Origin of the sequence: Shewanella sp. KCT, assembly GCF_007636505.1 — a bacterium.
GTDB lineage: Bacteria > Pseudomonadota > Gammaproteobacteria > Enterobacterales > Shewanellaceae > Shewanella > Shewanella halotolerans.
Map to the genome: position 1 here is coordinate 228,323 of NZ_LVDJ01000002.1, position 19,253 is coordinate 247,575.

At 54.1% G+C, this 19,253-nt stretch carries 20 protein-coding genes; 4 read left to right on the forward strand and 16 right to left on the reverse strand.

Translation table 11 applies throughout. From position 1 onward, the window contains the following. The first annotated feature begins 178 nt into the window (after window positions 1-178). Window positions 179-1,105 (forward strand): D-2-hydroxyacid dehydrogenase, encoded by a 927-nt coding sequence (locus AYI87_RS03855; protein WP_144199764.1) that lies wholly within the window; start codon window positions 179-181, stop codon window positions 1,103-1,105. Window positions 1,106-1,446: 341 nt separating this feature from the next. Further along, window positions 1,447-1,638, forward strand: a complete 192-nt coding sequence (locus tag AYI87_RS03860; protein ID WP_144199766.1) for a bacterioferritin-associated ferredoxin — start codon at window positions 1,447-1,449, stop codon at window positions 1,636-1,638. Window positions 1,639-1,701: 63 nt separating this feature from the next. On the opposite strand, the gene parC is transcribed toward AYI87_RS03860, so the two are convergent. From parC to nudF, 7 genes are all read right to left on the reverse strand, one after another. After that, a complete protein-coding gene (gene parC / locus AYI87_RS03865) occupies window positions 1,702-3,969 on the reverse strand; it encodes a DNA topoisomerase IV subunit A (protein WP_144199768.1) in 2,268 nt (755 codons plus the stop codon). Continuing rightward, entirely contained in the window at window positions 3,966-5,093 is a 1,128-nt protein-coding gene (locus AYI87_RS03870) for a PQQ-dependent sugar dehydrogenase (RefSeq protein ID WP_260865064.1), read from the reverse strand. The genes parC and AYI87_RS03870 overlap by 4 nt, the downstream gene beginning before the upstream one ends. 86 nt (window positions 5,094-5,179) lie before the next feature. Further along, window positions 5,180-7,066, reverse strand: a complete 1,887-nt coding sequence (parE, locus tag AYI87_RS03875; protein WP_011864355.1) for a DNA topoisomerase IV subunit B — start codon at window positions 7,064-7,066, stop codon at window positions 5,180-5,182. 48 nt (window positions 7,067-7,114) lie between these two features. After that, the gene (locus tag AYI87_RS03880) at window positions 7,115-7,693 is read right to left on the reverse strand and encodes a YqiA/YcfP family alpha/beta fold hydrolase (protein ID WP_144199772.1); all 579 of its coding nucleotides are present in this window, start codon (window positions 7,691-7,693) and stop codon (window positions 7,115-7,117) included. A gap of 194 nt (window positions 7,694-7,887) precedes the next feature. Beyond that, window positions 7,888-8,727: a 3',5'-cyclic-AMP phosphodiesterase gene (gene cpdA / locus AYI87_RS03885; RefSeq protein ID WP_144199774.1), complete on the reverse strand. Its 840-nt coding sequence runs from the start codon at window positions 8,725-8,727 to the stop codon at window positions 7,888-7,890. Window positions 8,728-8,736: 9 nt separating this feature from the next. Continuing rightward, a complete protein-coding gene (locus AYI87_RS03890; protein WP_011864352.1) occupies window positions 8,737-9,183 on the reverse strand; it encodes a DUF1249 domain-containing protein in 447 nt (148 codons plus the stop codon). Continuing rightward, window positions 9,180-9,788, reverse strand: a complete 609-nt coding sequence (gene nudF / locus AYI87_RS03895; RefSeq protein ID WP_144199776.1) for an ADP-ribose diphosphatase — start codon at window positions 9,786-9,788, stop codon at window positions 9,180-9,182. Before nudF ends, AYI87_RS03890 begins: the two co-directional genes overlap by 4 nt. Window positions 9,789-10,072: 284 nt before the next feature. Here nudF and tolC point away from each other — a divergent pair, with 284 nt between their 5' ends. Continuing rightward, window positions 10,073-11,398, forward strand: a complete 1,326-nt coding sequence (tolC, locus tag AYI87_RS03900; protein WP_144199778.1) for an outer membrane channel protein TolC — start codon at window positions 10,073-10,075, stop codon at window positions 11,396-11,398. Between the two features lie 66 nt (window positions 11,399-11,464). Here tolC and AYI87_RS03905 read toward each other — a convergent pair whose 3' ends face one another. The 3 genes from AYI87_RS03905 to AYI87_RS03915 are packed head-to-tail and all read right to left on the reverse strand — an operon-like array spanning window position 11,465 to window position 13,679. Then, complete coding sequence (locus AYI87_RS03905) at window positions 11,465-12,223, reverse strand: TIGR04219 family outer membrane beta-barrel protein (RefSeq protein WP_144199780.1); 759 nt, start codon at window positions 12,221-12,223, stop codon at window positions 11,465-11,467. A gap of 4 nt (window positions 12,224-12,227) precedes the next feature. Beyond that, the gene (locus AYI87_RS03910; RefSeq protein WP_011864348.1) at window positions 12,228-13,199 is read right to left on the reverse strand and encodes a DUF2333 family protein; all 972 of its coding nucleotides are present in this window, start codon (window positions 13,197-13,199) and stop codon (window positions 12,228-12,230) included. A 12-nt stretch (window positions 13,200-13,211) separates the two neighbouring features. Next, a complete protein-coding gene (locus AYI87_RS03915; RefSeq protein WP_144199782.1) occupies window positions 13,212-13,679 on the reverse strand; it encodes a copper chaperone PCu(A)C in 468 nt (155 codons plus the stop codon). Window positions 13,680-13,728: 49 nt separating this feature from the next. Between AYI87_RS03915 and AYI87_RS03920 the strand changes: the two genes are divergently transcribed. Continuing rightward, window positions 13,729-14,466, forward strand: coding sequence for an enoyl-CoA hydratase (locus AYI87_RS03920; protein WP_144199784.1), 738 nt, complete (start codon window positions 13,729-13,731; stop codon window positions 14,464-14,466). Between the two features lie 15 nt (window positions 14,467-14,481). Here the strand turns inward: AYI87_RS03920 and AYI87_RS03925 are convergent, their stop codons facing one another. The 6 genes from AYI87_RS03925 to AYI87_RS03950 all read right to left on the reverse strand — a co-directional run bounded on the left by AYI87_RS03925 (window position 14,482) and on the right by AYI87_RS03950 (window position 19,091). Continuing rightward, window positions 14,482-14,841 (reverse strand): hypothetical protein, encoded by a 360-nt coding sequence (locus tag AYI87_RS03925; protein WP_144199786.1) that lies wholly within the window; start codon window positions 14,839-14,841, stop codon window positions 14,482-14,484. Window positions 14,842-14,859: 18 nt separating this feature from the next. Continuing rightward, complete coding sequence (locus AYI87_RS03930) at window positions 14,860-15,066, reverse strand: PspC domain-containing protein (RefSeq protein ID WP_144199788.1); 207 nt, start codon at window positions 15,064-15,066, stop codon at window positions 14,860-14,862. A 180-nt stretch (window positions 15,067-15,246) separates the two neighbouring features. Then, a complete protein-coding gene (locus tag AYI87_RS03935; protein ID WP_144199790.1) occupies window positions 15,247-15,525 on the reverse strand; it encodes a hypothetical protein in 279 nt (92 codons plus the stop codon). A 287-nt stretch (window positions 15,526-15,812) separates the two neighbouring features. Next, window positions 15,813-16,802, reverse strand: coding sequence for a tRNA dihydrouridine(20/20a) synthase DusA (gene dusA / locus AYI87_RS03940; RefSeq protein WP_144199792.1), 990 nt, complete (start codon window positions 16,800-16,802; stop codon window positions 15,813-15,815). 195 nt (window positions 16,803-16,997) lie between these two features. Continuing rightward, on the reverse strand, window positions 16,998-17,651 hold the full coding sequence (locus tag AYI87_RS03945; protein ID WP_144199794.1) for a single-stranded DNA-binding protein: 654 nt from the start codon (window positions 17,649-17,651) through the stop codon (window positions 16,998-17,000). Between the two features lie 72 nt (window positions 17,652-17,723). Continuing rightward, the gene (locus AYI87_RS03950) at window positions 17,724-19,091 is read right to left on the reverse strand and encodes an MFS transporter (RefSeq protein ID WP_144199796.1); all 1,368 of its coding nucleotides are present in this window, start codon (window positions 19,089-19,091) and stop codon (window positions 17,724-17,726) included. Window positions 19,092-19,253: the final 162 nt, after the last annotated feature.

The window sequence follows — 19,253 nt, forward strand, 5'->3', positions numbered from 1 at the left end:
CCTAGCAGTGGACACCTCTGCCATTTTTTGTAACTGTAGCACTAGCCCCCACTTAAGTACTAAGCCAGGCGGGAGCATCTATAATGACAAAGTGCGAATGAAAAAAAATTCGCCACCAAAATAAACCAGCCATTTTCTGGGTCTCATACAAAAATAATAACAGCCAAAAGGACTCGCTATGGAACACAAGCTACTGCTGCTGACCAGCGATAACGATAGATACCGCAGCCTGCTCGGCTCCTGTCACCTGCCGCATCTGACACTGCTGGGCGACGATCCCCAGAGTATTCTCGATGCCGATATCTGGCTCGCCGAACCGCCATTGGCCGCCCCCTTGGTGGGCCATGCCAAACAGATCAAGTGGATGCAATCCACCTATGCCGGCGTCGACCTCCTGGTCAAACCCAGGCTGCGCCGCGATTATCAACTCACCAATGTACGCGGGATCTTCGGCCCCCTGATGAGCGAGTACCTGTTTGGCTACCTGCTGGCCCACCAGCGCCAGCACAAGCAATATCAGTCCCAGCAGGCAGAAAAGATCTGGCGCCCGGGCAACTTTCGCACTCTGCAGGGGCAGGAACTGCTACTGTTAGGCACAGGCAATATCGCTAAACACCTGGCCCAGACCGCCAAACATTTCGGCATGCGGGTTACCGGCATCAACCGTGGCGCTAAGCCGACCATAGGCTTCGACAGCGTAGACACCCTGGCAAATCTGGCCCACCACATAGGTAAGGCAGACGCCATCGCCGCAATACTGCCCAGCACGCCGCAGACCCAGGGAGCGCTCAACCAGGAGCTGCTGGCCATGATGAAGCCTGAGGCGATCCTCTTCAATCTGGGCCGCGGCGACGTGTTGGATCTCGACGCCCTCTACGCCCAGCTGCTGACTCATCCCCAGCAGAACGCCATCCTGGATGTGTTTAATCAGGAGCCCCTGCCTCAGGAGCATCCCATCTGGTCACTGGAGAATGTCATCATCACCCCCCATATCGCCGCGCCGAGTTTCCCAGAGCAGGTGGTGGAGATCTTCGCCAATAACTATCACAAGTTCATCAAGGGAGAGCCCCTGAGCCACAAAGTCAACTTCGAGCGCGGCTATTAAGCTTAAATCACCCCTAGCGCTATCGGCCAAAGATAGCGCCTCATCCAAGCAGTAAATGCCAACCCCAAGCCATCATAAGCCAGCAAATAAACCATCTTAACTTGTGGTAAGTGCATCTTTCACGCGCGCTTGCGCTCATTACCGCCCTAGCCTACGGCCAGACAAAACGAGGTCAAATTCGAGCCACCAATAGGCTGGAAGCCCCGTATTTAGTGGGCTAGCTCACAATTTTTAATTCCCCGCTTAGGCGCCATAATGCACGATCTATAACCAGGAGTTATTAGCAGTGAGAATCGTTTTCATTTATAATTGCATGCATCTGAAGTAGGGGAGTCACCTGTATGTATGTTTGCCTTTGCCACGCCATTACCGACAAGCAAATAAAAGAAGCTGTCGATCAAGGAGATATGTCTCTTGCCGACGTTAAGCGTCGTCTGGGTGTTGGCAATCAATGTGGTAAATGTAGCAAGATGGCCACCGAGATCATTCAGGCCCGCCTCGATGTGATCCCCAACTTCTACGAAGTGGCTTAAGGCCTACTTCCATCAGACATAAAAAAAGCTGCCTAAGGCAGCTTTTTTGTATCCGGAGGGCGACTAGAGACCGGTCTCGTCCTCGCCAAGCTCCACCTTATCCACACGTTGCAGGCCACGAGGCAGCTTGGCGCCACGACGACCACGCTCGCCACGGTAGTGCTCGAGATCGCTCGGCTTGAGGGTAAGCTTGCGCTTACCCGCCCACAGGGTAACTGCAGTATCCTGCGGCACCACATGCAGATGCACCAGCAGCTCTTCGCGGCTCTTAGCCCTGTCACTGGCGATGCCGATGATCTTGTTACCCTTGCCCTTGGCCAATTGCGGCAATGCATCGACGGAGAAGAGCAGCATGCGCCCCTCGTTGGTGATCGCTAAGATAGACTCGCTACGACTCTTGTCCACGCGTTTCGGCGGCAGCACCTGGGCGTTGGCCGGCAGGCTCAACAACGCCTTACCCGCCTTGTTGCGAGACACCATATCCTTGTAATCGCCGATAAAGCCATAGCCCGCATCCGAGGCCAGCAGGAAGCATTGTCCATCCTCTCCGAGCAGCGCATGGGCCATAGACTCGCCCGGTGACAGCTGGAAGCGGGTAGTCACCGGCTCACCCTGACTCCTGGCCGATGGCAGGGTATGGGTATCGGTGGCAAACGCGCGCCCCGTTGAGCCGATAAAGACGGTGGCATGATTACTCCTGCCAGACGCGGCGCAGAGGAAGCCGTCACCCGCCTTGTAAGAGAGCGCCGTTGGGTCGATATCATGGCCCTTGGCGCAGCGCACCCAGCCCTTCTCGGACAGCACTACGGTTACCGCCTCGGCCGGTACCAGCTCCTGCTCCGACAAGGCGCGGGATTCGCTGCGCTCGACCAGCGGAGAACGGCGCTCATCGCCATAAGTCTCGGCGTCTTGCTTAAGTTCTTTCTTGATCAGCGTCTTCATGCGGCGATCTGAGCTGAGCAGCTGCTCAAGCTTCTCGCGCTCGGCCTCAAGCTCGCTCTGTTCTGTCTTGATCTTAAACTCTTCCAGCTTCGCCAAATGACGCAGTTTAAGATCTAAGATGGCGTTGGCCTGATCGTCGGTCAGGTTAAAGCGCGCCATCAGCTCGGCCTTAGGATCATCGTGGTAACGAATGATCTCGATCACCTCATCGATATTGAGGAAGGCGATCATCAAGGCTTCCAGAATATGCAGCCTTGCCAAAACCTTGTCTAATCTGTGCTCTAAACGGCGTCTGACCGTGGTCAATCTGAACTCCAGCCACTCGGTCAGCAGCTGTTTCAGCCCCTTCACCTGAGGACGGCCATTGAGCCCCAGCACATTGAGGTTAACGCGGAAGTTCTTCTCGAGATCTGTGGTGGCAAACAGGTGCGCCATCAGCTGATCACAATCGACACGATTTGACCGAGGCACGATAACAATACGCACCGGGCTCTCGTGATCTGACTCGTCGCGCAGGTCGGCCACCATGGGTAGCTTCTTAGCCTGCATCTGGGCGGCGATCTGCTCTAAAATCTTACCGCCACTGGCCTGATGCGGCAGCGCGGTGATCACTATCTCGCCAGACTCCACGCTATAGACGGCGCGGGCCTTGATGGAGCCGCGGCCGGTCTCGTAGATCTTAGCGATCTCGGTTCTCGGGCTAATGATCTCCGCCTCGGTGGGATAGTCAGGGCCGGGTACCAGCTCCATCAGACGTTCCAGATCCGCCTTGGGGTTGTCAATCAGCTCCACACAGGCATCTACCAGCTCGCGGGCATTATGGGGCGGCACATCGGTCGCCATCCCCACCGCGATCCCTGTGATGCCGTTGAGCAGGATATGCGGCAGACGGGCGGGCAGCACCATGGGCTCTTTAAGCGTGCCGTCGAAGTTGACGCCCCAATCTACCGTGCCCTGACCCAGCTCGGTCAGCAGCACCTCGGAAAACTTAGACAGGCGCGCCTCGGTATAACGCATGGCCGCGAATGACTTAGGATCGTCCGGCGCCCCCCAGTTACCCTGACCATCTACCAGCGGGTAGCGATAAGAGAAAGGCTGCGCCATCAAAACCATGGCCTCGTAACAGGCACTGTCGCCGTGGGGGTGATACTTACCCAGTACGTCACCCACGGTTCTCGCCGACTTCTTGTGCTTAGATTGCGCCGACAGGCCAAGTTCGCTCATGGCGTAGACGATACGACGCTGCACCGGCTTTAAGCCGTCGCCGATATGCGGCAGGGCGCGATCCATGATGACGTACATGGAATAGTTCAGATACGCCTCTTCGGTGAAACGTCTCAAGGGCATCTGTTCGACGCCATCGAGGCTTAAATCTATCGCATCACTCATTGATTAGGATCCTGTTGTTCACTCGCTTCACTCGATTCAATCTCTTCGCTCGCGTTCTCTTTATAAAACAGACGATACACATTGCCTTTCAGATCGTCTGAGATATACATGGCTCCATCGGGCGCCATGATTAAGTCATAGGGCCGGGCGACGGGGAACTCTCCATCGAGAAAGCTCACCACCGTCTGGCGCTTGCTGATACTGTCATCTTCCAGGGTCAACATGGTGACCTGATAGCCGATCTTACTGGAACGGTTCCATGAGCCATTCTCGGCCACGAAAAGCTGATCACGATATTTCTCGGGGAACTGCTCGCCACGATAGAACTCGAGCCCCATGGGTGCCACGTGGGCCGGTAGCTCAAAGACGGGCGTGGTGACCTTGAGCCCCTTAGGCTTCTCGTAGGCGGGCTCCAGCACGCTGCTGGCGTGAATATAGGGAAAGCCGTAGTGGGCGCCGACGATATCGACACGGTTAATCTCATCCGGTGGCAGCCTGTCGCCCATCCAGTCACGGCCCAGATCGGCAAACCACAGCTTGTTGTCTGTGGGCGCCCAGTCGAAGCCGGTGACGTTGCGTATGCCGGTGGCGATCTGCTCACTGCTGCCGCTGTTGAGGTCGATGGCGATGATACTGCCGAAGGGCGCATGGGCCTCACACACGTTACAGGGCGCGCCGATGGCGACATAGAGACGTCCATCTGGGCCAAAACGCATGGCGCGGCGACTCTTGTTGGTCTTGCCAGGCAGACGATCGTAAACCTCTTTGCCGCGACCTGGACGCTTCAGGCGATTCTCGATATCCACGAAGCGTAGGATGCGTTCCTCTTCGGCAACATAGAGATCCCCCTTATGAAAGGCGATCGCCTCTGGGTACTCGAGCCCCTTGGCAACCACGTAGCGCTTGTCTACACGACCATCGGCGTTGCTGTCTACCAAGGCCTGTATGGTGCCGGACTTATAAGAGCCCACAAACAGGGTGCCTTCGTCACCCAGTGCCATCTGTTTGGCATCACCGAGATCTGAGGCATATAAGGAGAGTCCAAATCCCTTGGTGACTGTGATCATGATGGGCTGCTCGGCGCGCGCCGTCAGGGCCACACCCGATGCCATCATGGCAAACATCGCACTCAGAAAATAACAACTAACTCTTTTATTATGCATTATATTAAGCTTGTCTAACGATTTGTCTTTTTATTTTAATGACATAGCTATAGCTGGGCTAAGTCGCCTTTGGTTTCAAGCCAGGTCTTACGATCGCCAGAACGCTTCTTGGCCAGCAACATATCCATGATAGCCAGGGTGTCCTCGGCATCATCTATGGTTAACTGTACCAGTCTTCGGGTGTTGGGATCCATGGTGGTCTCCCTCAGCTGCAATGGATTCATCTCACCCAATCCCTTGAATCGGGTCACCTGCACCTTACCCTTCTTCTTCTCGGCGCTGATACGATCTAAGATCCCCTGCTTCTCGGCTTCATCCAGCGCGTAGTATACCTCTTTACCCACATCGACCCTAAACAGCGGCGGCATGGCCACATAGATGTGTCCCTTCTCCACCAGCACCTTGTAGTGCTTCATGAACAGGGCACACAGTAGGGTCGCTATATGCAGACCGTCCGAGTCCGCATCCGCCAGGATACAGATCTTACCGTATCTGAGCTCTGAGATATCGTTGCTGTCCGGGTCACAACCGATGGCGACTGAGATGTCATGCACCTCCTGAGAGGCCAGCACCTGTGAGGCCTCCACCTCCCAGGTGTTGAGGATCTTACCCCGCAGCGGCATGATCGCCTGGAACTCACGATCCCTCGCCTGCTTGGCACTGCCGCCCGCCGAGTCCCCCTCCACCAGGAAGAGTTCGCCGCGCATAGGGTCCTGGCCGCTACAGTCGGTCAGCTTACCCGGCAGCGCTGGACCCGAGGTCACCTTCTTACGCGCTACCTTCTTGGCCGCCTTCAGACGTTTCTGGGCGTTGCTGATACACATCTCGGCCAGGGCCTCGGCCTGATCCGTATGAGTGTTAAGCCAGAGACTGAAGGCGTCTCTGACGATGCCCGAGACGAAGGCCGCACTCTGGCGGCTGGAGAGTTTCTCTTTGGTCTGTCCGGCAAACTGTGGATCTTGCATCTTGATCGACAGAATGAAGCTGCTGCGATCCCAGATATCCTCGGGGGAGAGCTTGATCCCTCTGGGGATCAGGTTACGAAACTCACAAAACTCTCGCATCGCCTCTAGCAGGCCCTGACGGAAGCCGTTCACATGGGTGCCGCCCAGAGGCGTGGGGATCAGGTTGACGTAACTCTCATTAAGGGAGTCGCCCCCCTCAGGTAACCAGGTGATGGCCCAGTCGACCGCCTCGGTATTACCAGCCATGCTGCCGATAAAAGGCTCTTCAGGCAGAGTCAATGCTCCCTGTGTTGACGACTTGAGATAATCGGTCAGGCCGCTCTCGTAGCACCACTCTTCGACATCGCCGGTCTGCTTGTTGGTAAACTTGATACGCAGGCCCGGGCAGAGTACCGCCTTAGCTCTTAGCAGATAGATAAGCTTGGGAATAGAGAAGTTAACCGAATCGAAATAACTGGCGGTTGGCCAGAAATGGACGCGTGTGCCGGTGTTGCGTCGACCGCAGGTGCCTGTCACCGTCAGCTCTTCCACCTTGTCGCCATGCTCGAAAGCCATCTCATAGACCTGACCGCTGCGCCTAACTGTGATCTCGACGCGATTCGACAGCGCGTTCACAACCGAGATACCTACGCCGTGCAGACCACCGGAAAACTGATAGTTGTTATTGGAGAACTTACCGCCCGCGTGCAGCTTGGTAAGGATCAGTTCGACTCCTGGGATCCCCTCTTCGGGATGTATGTCCACCGGCATGCCGCGGCCATCGTCGATCACCTCCAGCGAATTGTCCTTGTGCAGTATCACGTCGATTCTGGTCGCGTGTCCCGCAAGGGCCTCATCGACGCTGTTATCGATCACCTCTTGGCCCAAATGGTTTGGACGTGTGGTGTCGGTATACATACCTGGGCGACGTTTTACCGGGTCGAGTCCATTGAGGACTTCAATTGCATCTGAAGTGTATTGGTTAGTCATAGCGCACACAATATATTGTTAATCAGGCCATGTTGCGGCCCTACATGTCTATTTGTCAAGAAACAGGAAATCACAGATCCCCGGCATCTTCTGCTGGTAGCCGACGAAGCTGTGATCGCCACCCGCCTCGATGAGCATCTGACAACATTGGTATTTATTTACGGCTTGCCGATAATCAAGCACCTCATCCCCAGACTGCAGCAGCACCAAGAAACGATCTGGATGTGAGATGGCCGGCGTATCGTACTTAGCCACCTCTAACTTGTGCTCGGGTAGAATCTGATAATCTTCTTCTGTGTAGGGATTGTACTGGGGACCGAGGAACTCATCAAACAGCTCGAAGGGTTTCACCGCCGGGTTAACCAGCACGGCGCGCCCGCCATAACGCTCCGCCAGATAACTGGCAAAATAGCCACCGAGGGATGAACCGATGAAACTCAGGCTTTCTCCCTTCTCCAGTGCCTGCTCGACCAAATCTGTCAGCAGCGCCATGGCCGCCTTGGGTGTGGCCGGGAGTTGGGGTTGTACGAAATTGATATCGGGAAAATGCTTGGCAATATACTGGGCAGTGACCACACCTTTGTCTGAGTGCGGTGAACTATTAAATCCATGAATATAGAGCAGCATATTTCCTCGGCAGCGAATGATAAAACGGCAATGTGTTCCCTGCATAACGGCTTGTCGGGCAGATGGGCTCTGCGCCTAACATCTGCAGCCGAGCATGGGGCTTCCAGATGCTAACACCGGCGCGGCAATTAACCAAATATTAACCCCGCCAATGCCAAGCAGACTGCTAGCTATCTGCTCACCAAAATGAGCGCCTAGTAACCGCTGGAGTCGTGATCCGGTGAAAACTTGTTGCCGGGCACGCGGTAGACGTTGGCCTGGATGCTGCCGTCTGGCTTTAACTCCAGCAGGCGATAACCTGGCTGCTGGGCATCGAGGGCAAAATAGGGAGACTTGGGCTTAAACTGAATGCAGGTAGAAGGCGTTGCCATCAACTTCACCGGGCCACTCTTGCCCTGGTAGAACTGATCCAGGCTCTGATGTACATGGCCCCACAGCAGGCCCTTGACCTGAGGCATGGCCGTCACTCTGTCGAGAAACGCCTCGCCATTGTCCATGCAGTGTTGATCCAACCATTTGCAATCCACCAGGATCGGATTGTGATGCATCACCAACAGGGTATGCAGCTCGGGATGGGCCGCCACCGCCGCCTCGATCAGCTCCATCTCGCCGTCGGCCATATGCCCGCCAGGCTTCCCCCTAACGGTGGAATCCAGCATGATGATTTGCCACTTTCCCACCAGGATCCGCCTATCGCCGTAGACTCTGGGGCCCTGCATATGCAGGTGCATGATGCGCGGGTCATCGTGATTGCCCGGCAGGTAGTGACAAGGAAGATTTAATTTTTCAATCGCAGCGACGAAGTTATGGTAAGACTGATTGGAATAATCTTGGCTAATGTCGCCAGTGGCCAATAAGAGGTGTGCCGGGTACTCAACGGCCTTAATGGTGTTCAACACAGCATCCAAGCTATGTGCGGTATTCACACCCAGCAGTTGCGCCTCGGGATCAGCAAAAAGATGAGGGTCCGTCACCTGGACCAGCTTTACGCTCTCATCGTGATCTATGGAATAAGAGATAGCCTCTTTTAGCACATTAAAACCCTAAGATTCGGACTGACAAATGATGCGGGCATGGTTGTCAATCTTGAGTAACTCTTCAAGAAAAGCATTTACCTGATACTTTTCGTCTCTATGGTACATACGTATATTTGGATAATCATATACTGGTCTTAATCGATAAATCTGTCGACTAGTTAACACTTCTGCTAATTTAGCGTCATGGTAAACACGCACTACAACTTTAGGCGTATCAACGTATTGCGCGATTTTCAGCGGACGGGAGATCTCAATTAATTGGGTATATTGGGTGTTTTCCAGCAGCTTAACCTCGAGGCAACCGAAGTCTCCCTCGACCTGCCAGGACTGCCCCTGCTCATAGCCCGCGGGCAGCCAGCGTAATATATTGAAGTAGTTACGACTACACAAGGCGAGAAAACGACTCACGTTTGCCTGATAGTCCGGCTTGCGCTTATTTAACGACAGGCTCACTTGGCGGCCCTTAGGGTTTGGTAATTGAGCTGCAGCCACTGCAGACCAATCACCGTCGAGGCGTTATTGATGGTGCCATCCTGCAATAGTTGAAAGGCTGCCTCACGGGGCATCACATGCACCTTGATATCCTCATGTTCATCGTCCAGTCCATGTAAGCCATCGGCCTGACTGGCGTCGACCCTGGCCCAGTAGAAATCGAATCGCTCGCTGGTGCCGCCGGGACTGGAAAAATATTGGCTGATATAGTGCATCTCGCTAGCCACCAGGCCAGACTCCTCGAGCAGTTCACGGTGAGCCACCTGCTCGGCGCTCTCTCCCTCCTCTATCATGCCGGCGACAAACTCCAGCAGCCAAGGGGTTGGCGCGGCATTCACCACTGGAATGCGTATCTGCTCAATCAGCACCACCTTGTCACTCACGGGATCATAGGGCAGCACGACCACGGCATGGCCGCGCTCGAATACTTCGCGCACCACTTCCGGGCTCCAACCACCGGCAAACAGTCGATGTTTGAATCTGTACTCTTCCATACGAAAGAACCCCTGAAAAAGGGTTCGTTTTCCCAGCATCTGTACATCTTCATTGGTGAATTTCTGACTCATTACCCGTCCCGCGACTCAGTTAGTAAATGCTTATCCCCAAGGGCTCTCAATATACCATGTAGACCACTAAAAAATGCAGACTTACCGTTAAAAACTGTTACACTTCCTAGTTGACTTAAAAATGGTTAATTTCTTAATATCTTAACCTTAATAAGTTTAGATGTATCGGGAAGCGTCGGGAAGCGCAAACCGCTTCGCGCAAATGATTTGCGCTGAAGCATCACTTAACTTTATTAAGTAAATGGCTCCGCCTCGGAGTATTTATGTCTAAAAAAGGACAGCTAATGAAATTTAAGATCCGCACCTTATGTGCAGCGTTGACTCTCGCGGCAACGACTTCTGCCGTGCATGCCGACGATCTACTGCAGATATATCAGCAGGCCCTTACCAATGATCCTATTGCGCTCCAGGCACAAGCGCAGCGTGACCGCCTCTACGAGCAGATCGAAGAGAACCGCGCCCCCTTGCTACCCACCATCAGCGCCAGCGTAGGCTATGGAAAGAGCTGGACCAATGTTGATGATGACAAGTACAACAGCGGACTCGATGCTGGGCTGTCACTCAAGCAGGTGATCTATGATCACAGCGCCTGGGTTGGACTCGACCTTGCTGAGCTTGCGGCGTCACAGGCCGATGCAGCCTATGCCTCGACACTTCAGTCACTCATCATTCGCGTAACAGGCGCCTACTTCGACGTCTTAGCCGCGAAAGATAACTATGAATTCAAGGGCGCCGAGAAGCGTGCCATCGAGCGTCAGCTCGAGCAGACCAAGCAACGTTTTGCCGTGGGTCTCACCGCGATCACTGACGTACACGAGGCTCAGGCCCAGTATGACTTGGCCCGTGCATCGGAAATCCTGGCGGAAAACCAGCTGATCAACAGCTACGAAGCCCTGCGAGAAATCACCGGCATAGACCACAAGTCTATCGACATCCTGGATACCACACGTTTCACCGCGGTACCGCCAACCCCAGCCATGCCAAACGACTGGTTGAAGATGGCCGAGACCAGCAGTGTGGATCTGTTAACCACGCGTATCGGTAAAGATATCGCCCAGCAGACCATCTCGCTCTACAAGGCGGGCCACATGCCGTCTCTGAGCCTGAATGCGGGTTACACCACCAACCTGAATCAGAAGAATCAGGCAGGTGATCTGAGCGATTACGACAACGCCAACGTGGGTCTGACCCTGAGCGTGCCTATCTTCGAAGGCTTTAAGGTGAGCTCTAAGGTCAACCAGGCGCAGTACCAATACGTAGAAGCCAGCGAGAAGATGGAACAGACCTACCGCAAGGTAGTGAAAGATGTGCGTAACAACTTCAACAACGTTGGCGCCTCTATCAGCTCTATCCGCGCCTATGAGCAATCGGTGATCTCTTCTGAGAGCGCACTGAAAGCGACCCAGGCAGGTTTCGAAGTCGGTACCCGTACTATCGTCGACGTACTCAACCGTACCCGTGACCTTTACGACTCTAAGCGTCAGCTCTCTAATGCCCGTTATGGCTATATCAACTCTATCTTGGCGTTGAAACAAGCGACTGGCACCCTGAGCGAAGACGATGTCATCGCCATCAACAATGGCCTAAAGGCCCCTGAAGTCAGTCAGTAAGACGTCAGGCTTTAGCCACAAAAAAACCGCCATCATGGCGGTTTTTTTATGTCTGCAAACTAGCTATTAGAAGACCAGCTCAACCCCGGCGAAATAGCCTTTGAACTGCATGTTGGCGGTCACACCGTCGAAGTTGTTCACATCGAAGTTAAAGTCGCGGTAACCGACACGCACCTTGGTATCTAGCGCCACGCCGTCAAACTGCCAACCCAGACCCACTTGGTAGTCGTAGACGCTGCTCTCGTCTATGCCCTGCATCACGTCGGCAAAACCATACAGACCCAGGCCAGGAATGCCCACCTCAGCATTGGCGTAAGCCATGACCACACCGTCACTAAGATCTTTCTGCGCGTAAGCCCCTACCACGCCAGATGGCGAGATCTGATGTACGCGGAAAGAGCCGTGCATCTTCTTGTAGGCGGCGCCGAGATCCAGTGCCACTATGTCGTTATCCAGCAGCTCATAGTAGAGCACGAAATCGGTATTGCTTAGGTTGCTTGCCGTGGTCACATCGTCGCTAAATACGCGATCGCCGAATGTCCAGTCGCCGGTCAAAGTCGCCTTGCCATCTGCATCCAGACGGTTTTCGCGGATCTTCAGGTTAGGCACTAAAGGAATAGGATGCTCGATGGCGACCCAGATGCTGCCCTGAGATGAAGAGCTGTAATCAAACTCCTGTTGAGCCTGGCCCTTCTGAGCAAAAGTACCCTCGGTGTCGGCATTCCAGTAGTCGCCGCCCACCTTGAAGCCAACTACAGTAGCCGCCTGTGCAGACGTCGCTGCCAAAGACCCGAGCAGAGCACATGCAAGTAGTGTTTTTTTCATCTAATTAGCCTTGAGTCAATAAGTTAGTTAAATCGATCACCGCGGCATTGGCGCGGGAAATATAATTGGCCATCACCAGCGAGTGGTTGGCCACTATGCCAAACCCAGAACCGTTCAACACGATCGGGCTCCACACAGGCTGCTGCGTCTCTTCCAGCTCACGAATGATCTGCTGCAAGCTGACCTCAGCATTTTTCTTCTTCAATACGTCGGCGAAATCTACCTCAATAGCCTTCATGAAGTTCAGCAGTGCCCAGGTGGCGCCGCGGGTCTCATAGAAGACATCGTCTATCTGCCACCAGCCGGTCTTGATCTCCTGGCTGGCCAGATTAGGCGTCGACTGGCTGGCCTCAGTGTCACCGGCGAGATCGGTATTGATCCGCTCCTGGCCGACACTGGCAGACAGGCGCTGCGACATGCTGCCCAGGCGCTTCTGCACCTCTTTAAGCCACTCGTTGAGGTTATCGGCGCGGGCGTAGAACTGAGCATCTGGGTTGTTGGTGTCTGCGATGCGGGCACGATAGAGCTTGAGCAGCTTGATGGCGTCACGATACTCGCCTTCGGCGCTCGGCACCAACCAGCTGGTGTGTTCGATATTCAGCTTAGAGTGGGCCGCCAGCAGATCTTTGTCGGCGGTAGACTGCGACTGGGAACGGCTAAATTCCTTGCGCATGATCAGCGCCAGATCCCGCGCCTGCTCTATGGCGCCAAACTCGAAGGCGGGCATATTGTCCATAAACAGCGAGGGGGGCATCACATCGTTGGACAACCAGCCACCGTTCTTATCGAGGAGGGTTTCCATGGTCAAAATCAAAGAGGTAGTGGTCGCATAGCCCACTATCTTATGGCCCGTCTCGTTATTGAGCTGATGGGGCTCTATGCTGTCTGGCTCTACGCTCCACCATACGCTGATGATGTAACCAATCAAAAATAAGACGGCGGCCGCCAGGCTGACCCGTTTCCATGTTACCTGCATACTCTTACTCCATTAATGGTGATGATGGTGCTCGCCATCATCTTGTGTCGCTATCGCTTGCTTGCTCACCGGCAGCGTTAGCTGCTGCTCGCTGCCATCGCTAAACTTTAGCCTTAACACCACTTCCTGTCCTTCCGTCAGCGGTTTTTTTAATCCTAGCAGCATCACGTGCTTACCCGAGGGCATGAGCTCCAGGTTAGCATGGCTGGCCAGGGTAAATTTGGGGAGTTGGCGCATCTTCACTACACCCTCTTCTTCCACCAGGGTGTGTAGCTGCGCCTCGGCGGCTACCTCTGTATCGACGCCTACTAGATCGATCTCAGGCCCATGGTTCATCAGGGTGAAATAGGCGGCAGTATTGGGCACGCTCGGCGGCATGGCCCTGACATAGCCATCGACAAACATGACGTTTGCCAATACGGAAAATGAAGTGCATGATAGCAGGACAAAATTAAACGCGTGTTTGAAAATCTGTTTCAATGCCTTAAACTCCTTTTTAACCCATCTGCCAAATAAGGATTATTGACCCATGAGTAACATTCAATTTCAGGATGAGCAGGGCGTACGCATCATCACGATCAATCGCCCCGACAAACGCAATGCGCTTAACCTTGAGATGTATGCTCGGCTCACAGAATACCTTATCCAAGGGGAGTCAGACAACGGAATTAACGCCTTTCTCCTCAAAGGCGAAGGCGATTGTTTCACCTCGGGTAACGATGTTGCCGACTTTTTAAAAAATAGTGACTTAGGACCGAATCATCCTACCGTCAGGTTCCTGTTCACCCTGCTGGATCTCACTAAACCTCTGGTCGCCGCCGTGGCCGGTCCTGCGGTCGGCATAGGCACGACCCTGCTGCTGCATTGCGACCTGGTATATGCCGACAACACAGCCAAGTTTCAGCTACCTTTCGTCAATCTCGCCCTGGTGCCCGAGGCCGGTGCCAGCCTTCTACTGCCCCGCCTAGTCGGCCAGACCAAGGCCAGCGAATTGCTGCTGCTCGGTGAGGCCTTCGATGCCCACAGCGCCCTATCGATGGGGCTTATCAACGATCTGCTGCCAAGCGATGAGTTGATGAGTCATGCCCTGAGCCAAAGCATCAAGCTGGCGAAGAAGCCACCTCAGGCACTCAGAGCCAGTCGCCGCTTGATACGCGGTGACAGCGAGCTCATCAGGGAGCAGATGCAAAAAGAGTTGGAAGAGTTTGCCATTCGCCTGCAAAGCGATGAGGCCAAGGCGCAGTTTAACGCCTTCCTGAGCAGATAAAGAAATCGAGCCAGGCTAATCGACCCGGCTAGCCTGGCCTACGCCCCAAGCCGCCAGCAGTAATAGGAGAATCGGCCAAAACAGCGAAAAGCCGGCAAACAACATGGCGATGGCGCTTAGCACACAAACAGAAGAAACCAGGGCGACAAAACTAAAGGCCAGAGTGAGCCAGAGTAGCAGAATCAATAACAGGGCACTGACCAGCGCCGTACTCCACAAACCTATGTCGATCCACTGGGGCGACTCCAGGCTGATGTAAAACCAACGCGCTTCAAAGTAATGTCCCAGCATCATCAGCGCCACAGCCACTATAAGGATGACACCCAGGGCCAACAAGATATCCAGCGCTTTTTGTAAATTCGTACGTCCCTTCACGCTCTTAATTCCTAACGGCTAGTAGCCTGGTTTCCATTTCGGCAGAACGAGTGCCAATACAAAATACACTAACAAGACGAAGGCCGGATTCATAAAGGCTGCCACGGCCCACACGACGCGAGTCCATAGGCAAGACCAGGCAAATTTGTCTGCCGTCATCGCCGCCACACCACATACTATGCTGCGAGGATTTTTTAGCCTTCTTACCAGATCATCGATATTCATAATACTTGTCCTTACTATCAACAAATTCATGAGCCCCGGCTATAACACCTTATGCCATTTCAAGGTACAGACTAAGGTTGCGCAGAGCGCGAAGCTCAATACTGGGAGCAGTAACAGTGCTGCCAACTCAAACAGATAAGTCATAACAATTCCCCAAACTATGGTATTCCTTTACCAGAGTTATTCCTTAACCATCGCACTCTTCATCGATGCTTCTTCACTCTTGGTCGCCGTTTCTGCCAGCTTAAGGTTAGTGTCGAATAGCGACTCTGACAGCTGCGCCTGCAGTGAAAGTGTCAGTTCTTGCTGAGCAGTCACCATCATCTCCTGCATCTGAGTCGCCAAATGACGCTCCAGCTTGGCGGTGATATCTGTTGGGATAAAGTCATCTGCCGAGGCAGAGAAGCTAGCACCTACAAGTAGAGAGGCGATTAGCGATACTTTAGTTAGCTTGTTCATGATGTCTTCCTTTCCATTTCGTTTATGACATCTATGACAATACAAGGGGTGTGCCAACTTTATAGAAACAATATAAACACATGATAAATAAGAGTTTATAAAATTTAATGCCGCTGAGACATTCATTAGGACTGAGGCGGCTGGTTAAGAAGATAGTGAGTTTCACTACCGGCTGGTAATTTTCGCCAACTCTGGTGAGAAGTTTAAAAATTAGACAAAAAAAAGCCGCTGTGTTATCAGCGGCTTTGTGCAACAATCTTAATCAAGACATTGTTTATATTATGTTTTTATTTGAGTTCCATGCTGGCTCTGGCCTCATGCACTACGGCGATACCGGCACCAGGCTTGTGAGCATTCTCGCTCAAATAACGACGCCAGGCGCGCGAACCCGCCTCTCCCTGGTACAAACCTGTCATGTGACGGGTAATATGATTCAGGCGGCCACCGGACACTAGATGTTTCTCTATATAGGGAATCATATTCTCCAAAACGGCATCTCTGCTCAGCACTGGCTTGTCCAGGCCGCACAGCTGCTGATCCACCTGAGCCAACAGATAAGGATTCTGGTAGGCTTCGCGGCCCACCATGACGCCGTCTAGCTGTTTGAGGTGCTCGCCGCACTCTTCAAGTGTCTTGACCCCACCATTGATGGAGATGCTCAGCTGAGGGTAATCCTGCTTGAGGCGATACACCCTGTCATAGTCGAGCTCGGGGATCTCGCGGTTCTCCTTGGGACTCAGCCCCTGCAACCAGGCCTTACGGGCATGAATAATAAAGGTGTCGCAGCCAGCCGCGCTCACCTTGTCGACAAACTCGGTGAGAAACTCATAGCTGTCTTGCTCGTCGATGCCGATGCGGGTCTTCACCGTTACCGGAATATCCACCACCTCATTCATCGCCGCCACACACTGAGCCACCAGATCAGGCTCGGCCATCAGGCAGGCGCCGAAACGGCCATTCTGCACGCGATCCGACGGGCAGCCCACATTGAGATTGACCTCATCATAGCCGCGCTCTGCCGCCAACTTGGCACACTTTGCCAAATCCTCAGGATTGGATCCCCCTAGCTGCAGGGCCAGCGGGTGCTCCTCCTGGTTATAGGCCAGATAGTCGCCCTTGCCATGAATGATCGCTCCGGTCGTCACCATCTCGGTATAGAGCAGTAACTCGGAAGACATCAGGCGCGCGAAAAAGCGGTAGTGCCTGTCAGTCCAATCGAGCATGGGCGCAATAGAGAAAGTACGATTAATAGCAGTTGGCATAGTGGCAGATGACATAAATAAAGGTAACCCAAGTTTAGCAGTCGCCCTTTTACGGGCTGGGCGCGCATTTTACACCGCATGGCGGTAAATGAACACTCCCACAGGGTGACGCCAATCGGCGCGCGCTAAGCAAAGCAAGGCGCAGCAGAGTCTAAGAAAAGAAAAACCCTGCCAAGGCAGGGTTTTAAGCAAACATTTGTCGACCAAATCCTAGAATGGGATATCGTCGTCCCAACCGTCATCCAGATCCGGCGTGAAATTCTGCTGTGGCTGAGGTGCTGGACGCTGCTGCGGCGCTTGCTGTTGTGGAGCCGCCTGTGGCTTAGGCGCATAGGCTGGAGCCTGCTGTGGCTGAGCGCCATAACCTTGCTGTGGCTGTTGCTGGGCACCGTACCCACCTTGAGGAGCCGATTGTTGCGGCTGCTGTGGACGCGCGGCCGGCGCCGATTGCTGTGGCGCGTACTGGTTTTGCTGTTGCGGCGCACCGTAACCTTGCTGGCCACCTTGACCGCCTTGGCCTTGGCCACGGCTATCCAGCATCTGCATCTCGTTAACGTTGATCTCTGTCTTGTAGCGATCTTGTCCGGTCTGCTGATCCTGCCACTTGCTGGTCTGCAGTTTACCTTCCAGATACACTTTCGAGCCCTTCTTCAGGTACTCACCGGCGATCTCCGCAAGACGACGGTACATTACAATGTTGTGCCACTCTGTACGTTCTTGCATCTGACCTTGCTGGTCTTTCCAAGACTCACTGGTCGCCACTGTAAAGTTGGCTACGGCGTTGCCGTTTGGCATGTAACGAACCTCGGGATCTTTCCCCAGGTTACCGACCAAAATTACCTTATTGACACCACGACTGGCCATTGAAATCTCCTGCGATAATCTTATAAATCTAAATTAGGTACAGATGCACGGCCGTACTCGACCGCGAATCTGTTAATTGGAAGAGCCTAACACAGCTCGCGCCTGTCTCAAATCGAAATGCTCATCAACTTTTAAATAAGCGACCTTCTCCTCAAGCACCACAATGGCCTCTGCCACGCCGGGCAGCTGCGACAGCTCGGTCGCCATGGCGCGGGCCTGCTCTTTACCTTCGACCTCGGCTTCCAGGGTGTAACTCTTTAACAGCACGGGGTTTTGCATACCCAGTGTCAGCAGCAGCCACAGGCACATCAGGCCCAGTGCCACGGCAAACACACCGGCGGCGCCCAGCAGCTGATAGGCGCCGCCACCCAGCAGGCCTCCACAGAAGGCGCCGAGGAACTGACTGGTAGAGTAAACCCCCATGGCCGATCCCTTGTCGCCCACTGGGCAGAACTTGGCGATCAGGCTAGGTAAGGAGGCCTCAAGATAGTTGAAACCGGTAAAGAAGAGCACCACGGCGACGCTCAGCACCACCAGGCTGTTGGCAAACAGCGCCATGGCGGCCAGGGCGGCGATCATGATAAGCAGGGCGATCTGGAAGGTCGCCTTAGTGTTTTTCTTCTTCACCCCTATGATGATCAGCGGCACCATGAGGAAGAAGGCCCCTACGAAGGCAGGGAAATAGAGCATCCAGTGCTTCTCTTTCACCAGGCCGGCATCGACCAGATCCAGCGGCAGCGCCACGAATACGGCGGTTAACACCAGATGCAGGATGAAGATCCCCGCATCCAGACGGAAGAGTTGCGGGTCGGTGAGCATCGCCTTGAGCTTGGCTGGCGCGGCGACGGTATCGCCTTTGGGCGCCTGACCAATAGGGTTAGGCACCAGCAGCTGCACTATCACCATCCCCAACAGGGCGAGACCGGCCGTCATGGCAAACAAGCCAGACAAGCCAAGATGCTCGGCCACGATCGGCCCCACCAGCAGAGAGAGCGCGAAGGAGAAGCCGATGCACATGCCTATGATGGCCATCACCTTAGTGCGTTGCTCATCCCGGGTCAGGTCGGCGGCCAGGGCCAACACGGCGGCGGCAATTGCCCCCATCCCCTGCAGTGCTCGTCCTGCGACGACACCATAGATAGAATCGGCCGAGGCGGCCAGCAGGCTGCCCAGGGCAAACAGGGCCAGGCCGATAAGAATGATAGGCTTGCGGCCATATCTATCCGATAGGATCCCCATAGGGATCTGCAAGATGGCCTGGGTTAGGCCATAGGCCCCGATGGCAATCCCCACCCACAGGGGAGAGAATCCCTCAAGGTGTTGTCCGTACAACGCAAAGACAGGCATGATCATAAACAAGCCCATCATGCGTAGCCCAAATACACTGGCTAGTGAAAACGCGACTCTTTTCTCAGTCTTAGACAGTCCATTATTGGCCATTATTCGCCCTGATCTGTATTCATAAATAAGTCGCGCAGTTTATCACGAAGCGGAGAAATAGCTCAAAAAGAAAAGTTGAAGATGCGAGCAAAATGCGCAATTGCACTCCCCCCATGGCCAGATCACAGGCTGGGCTTTTCTATGACCTAACTCAATTTTTAT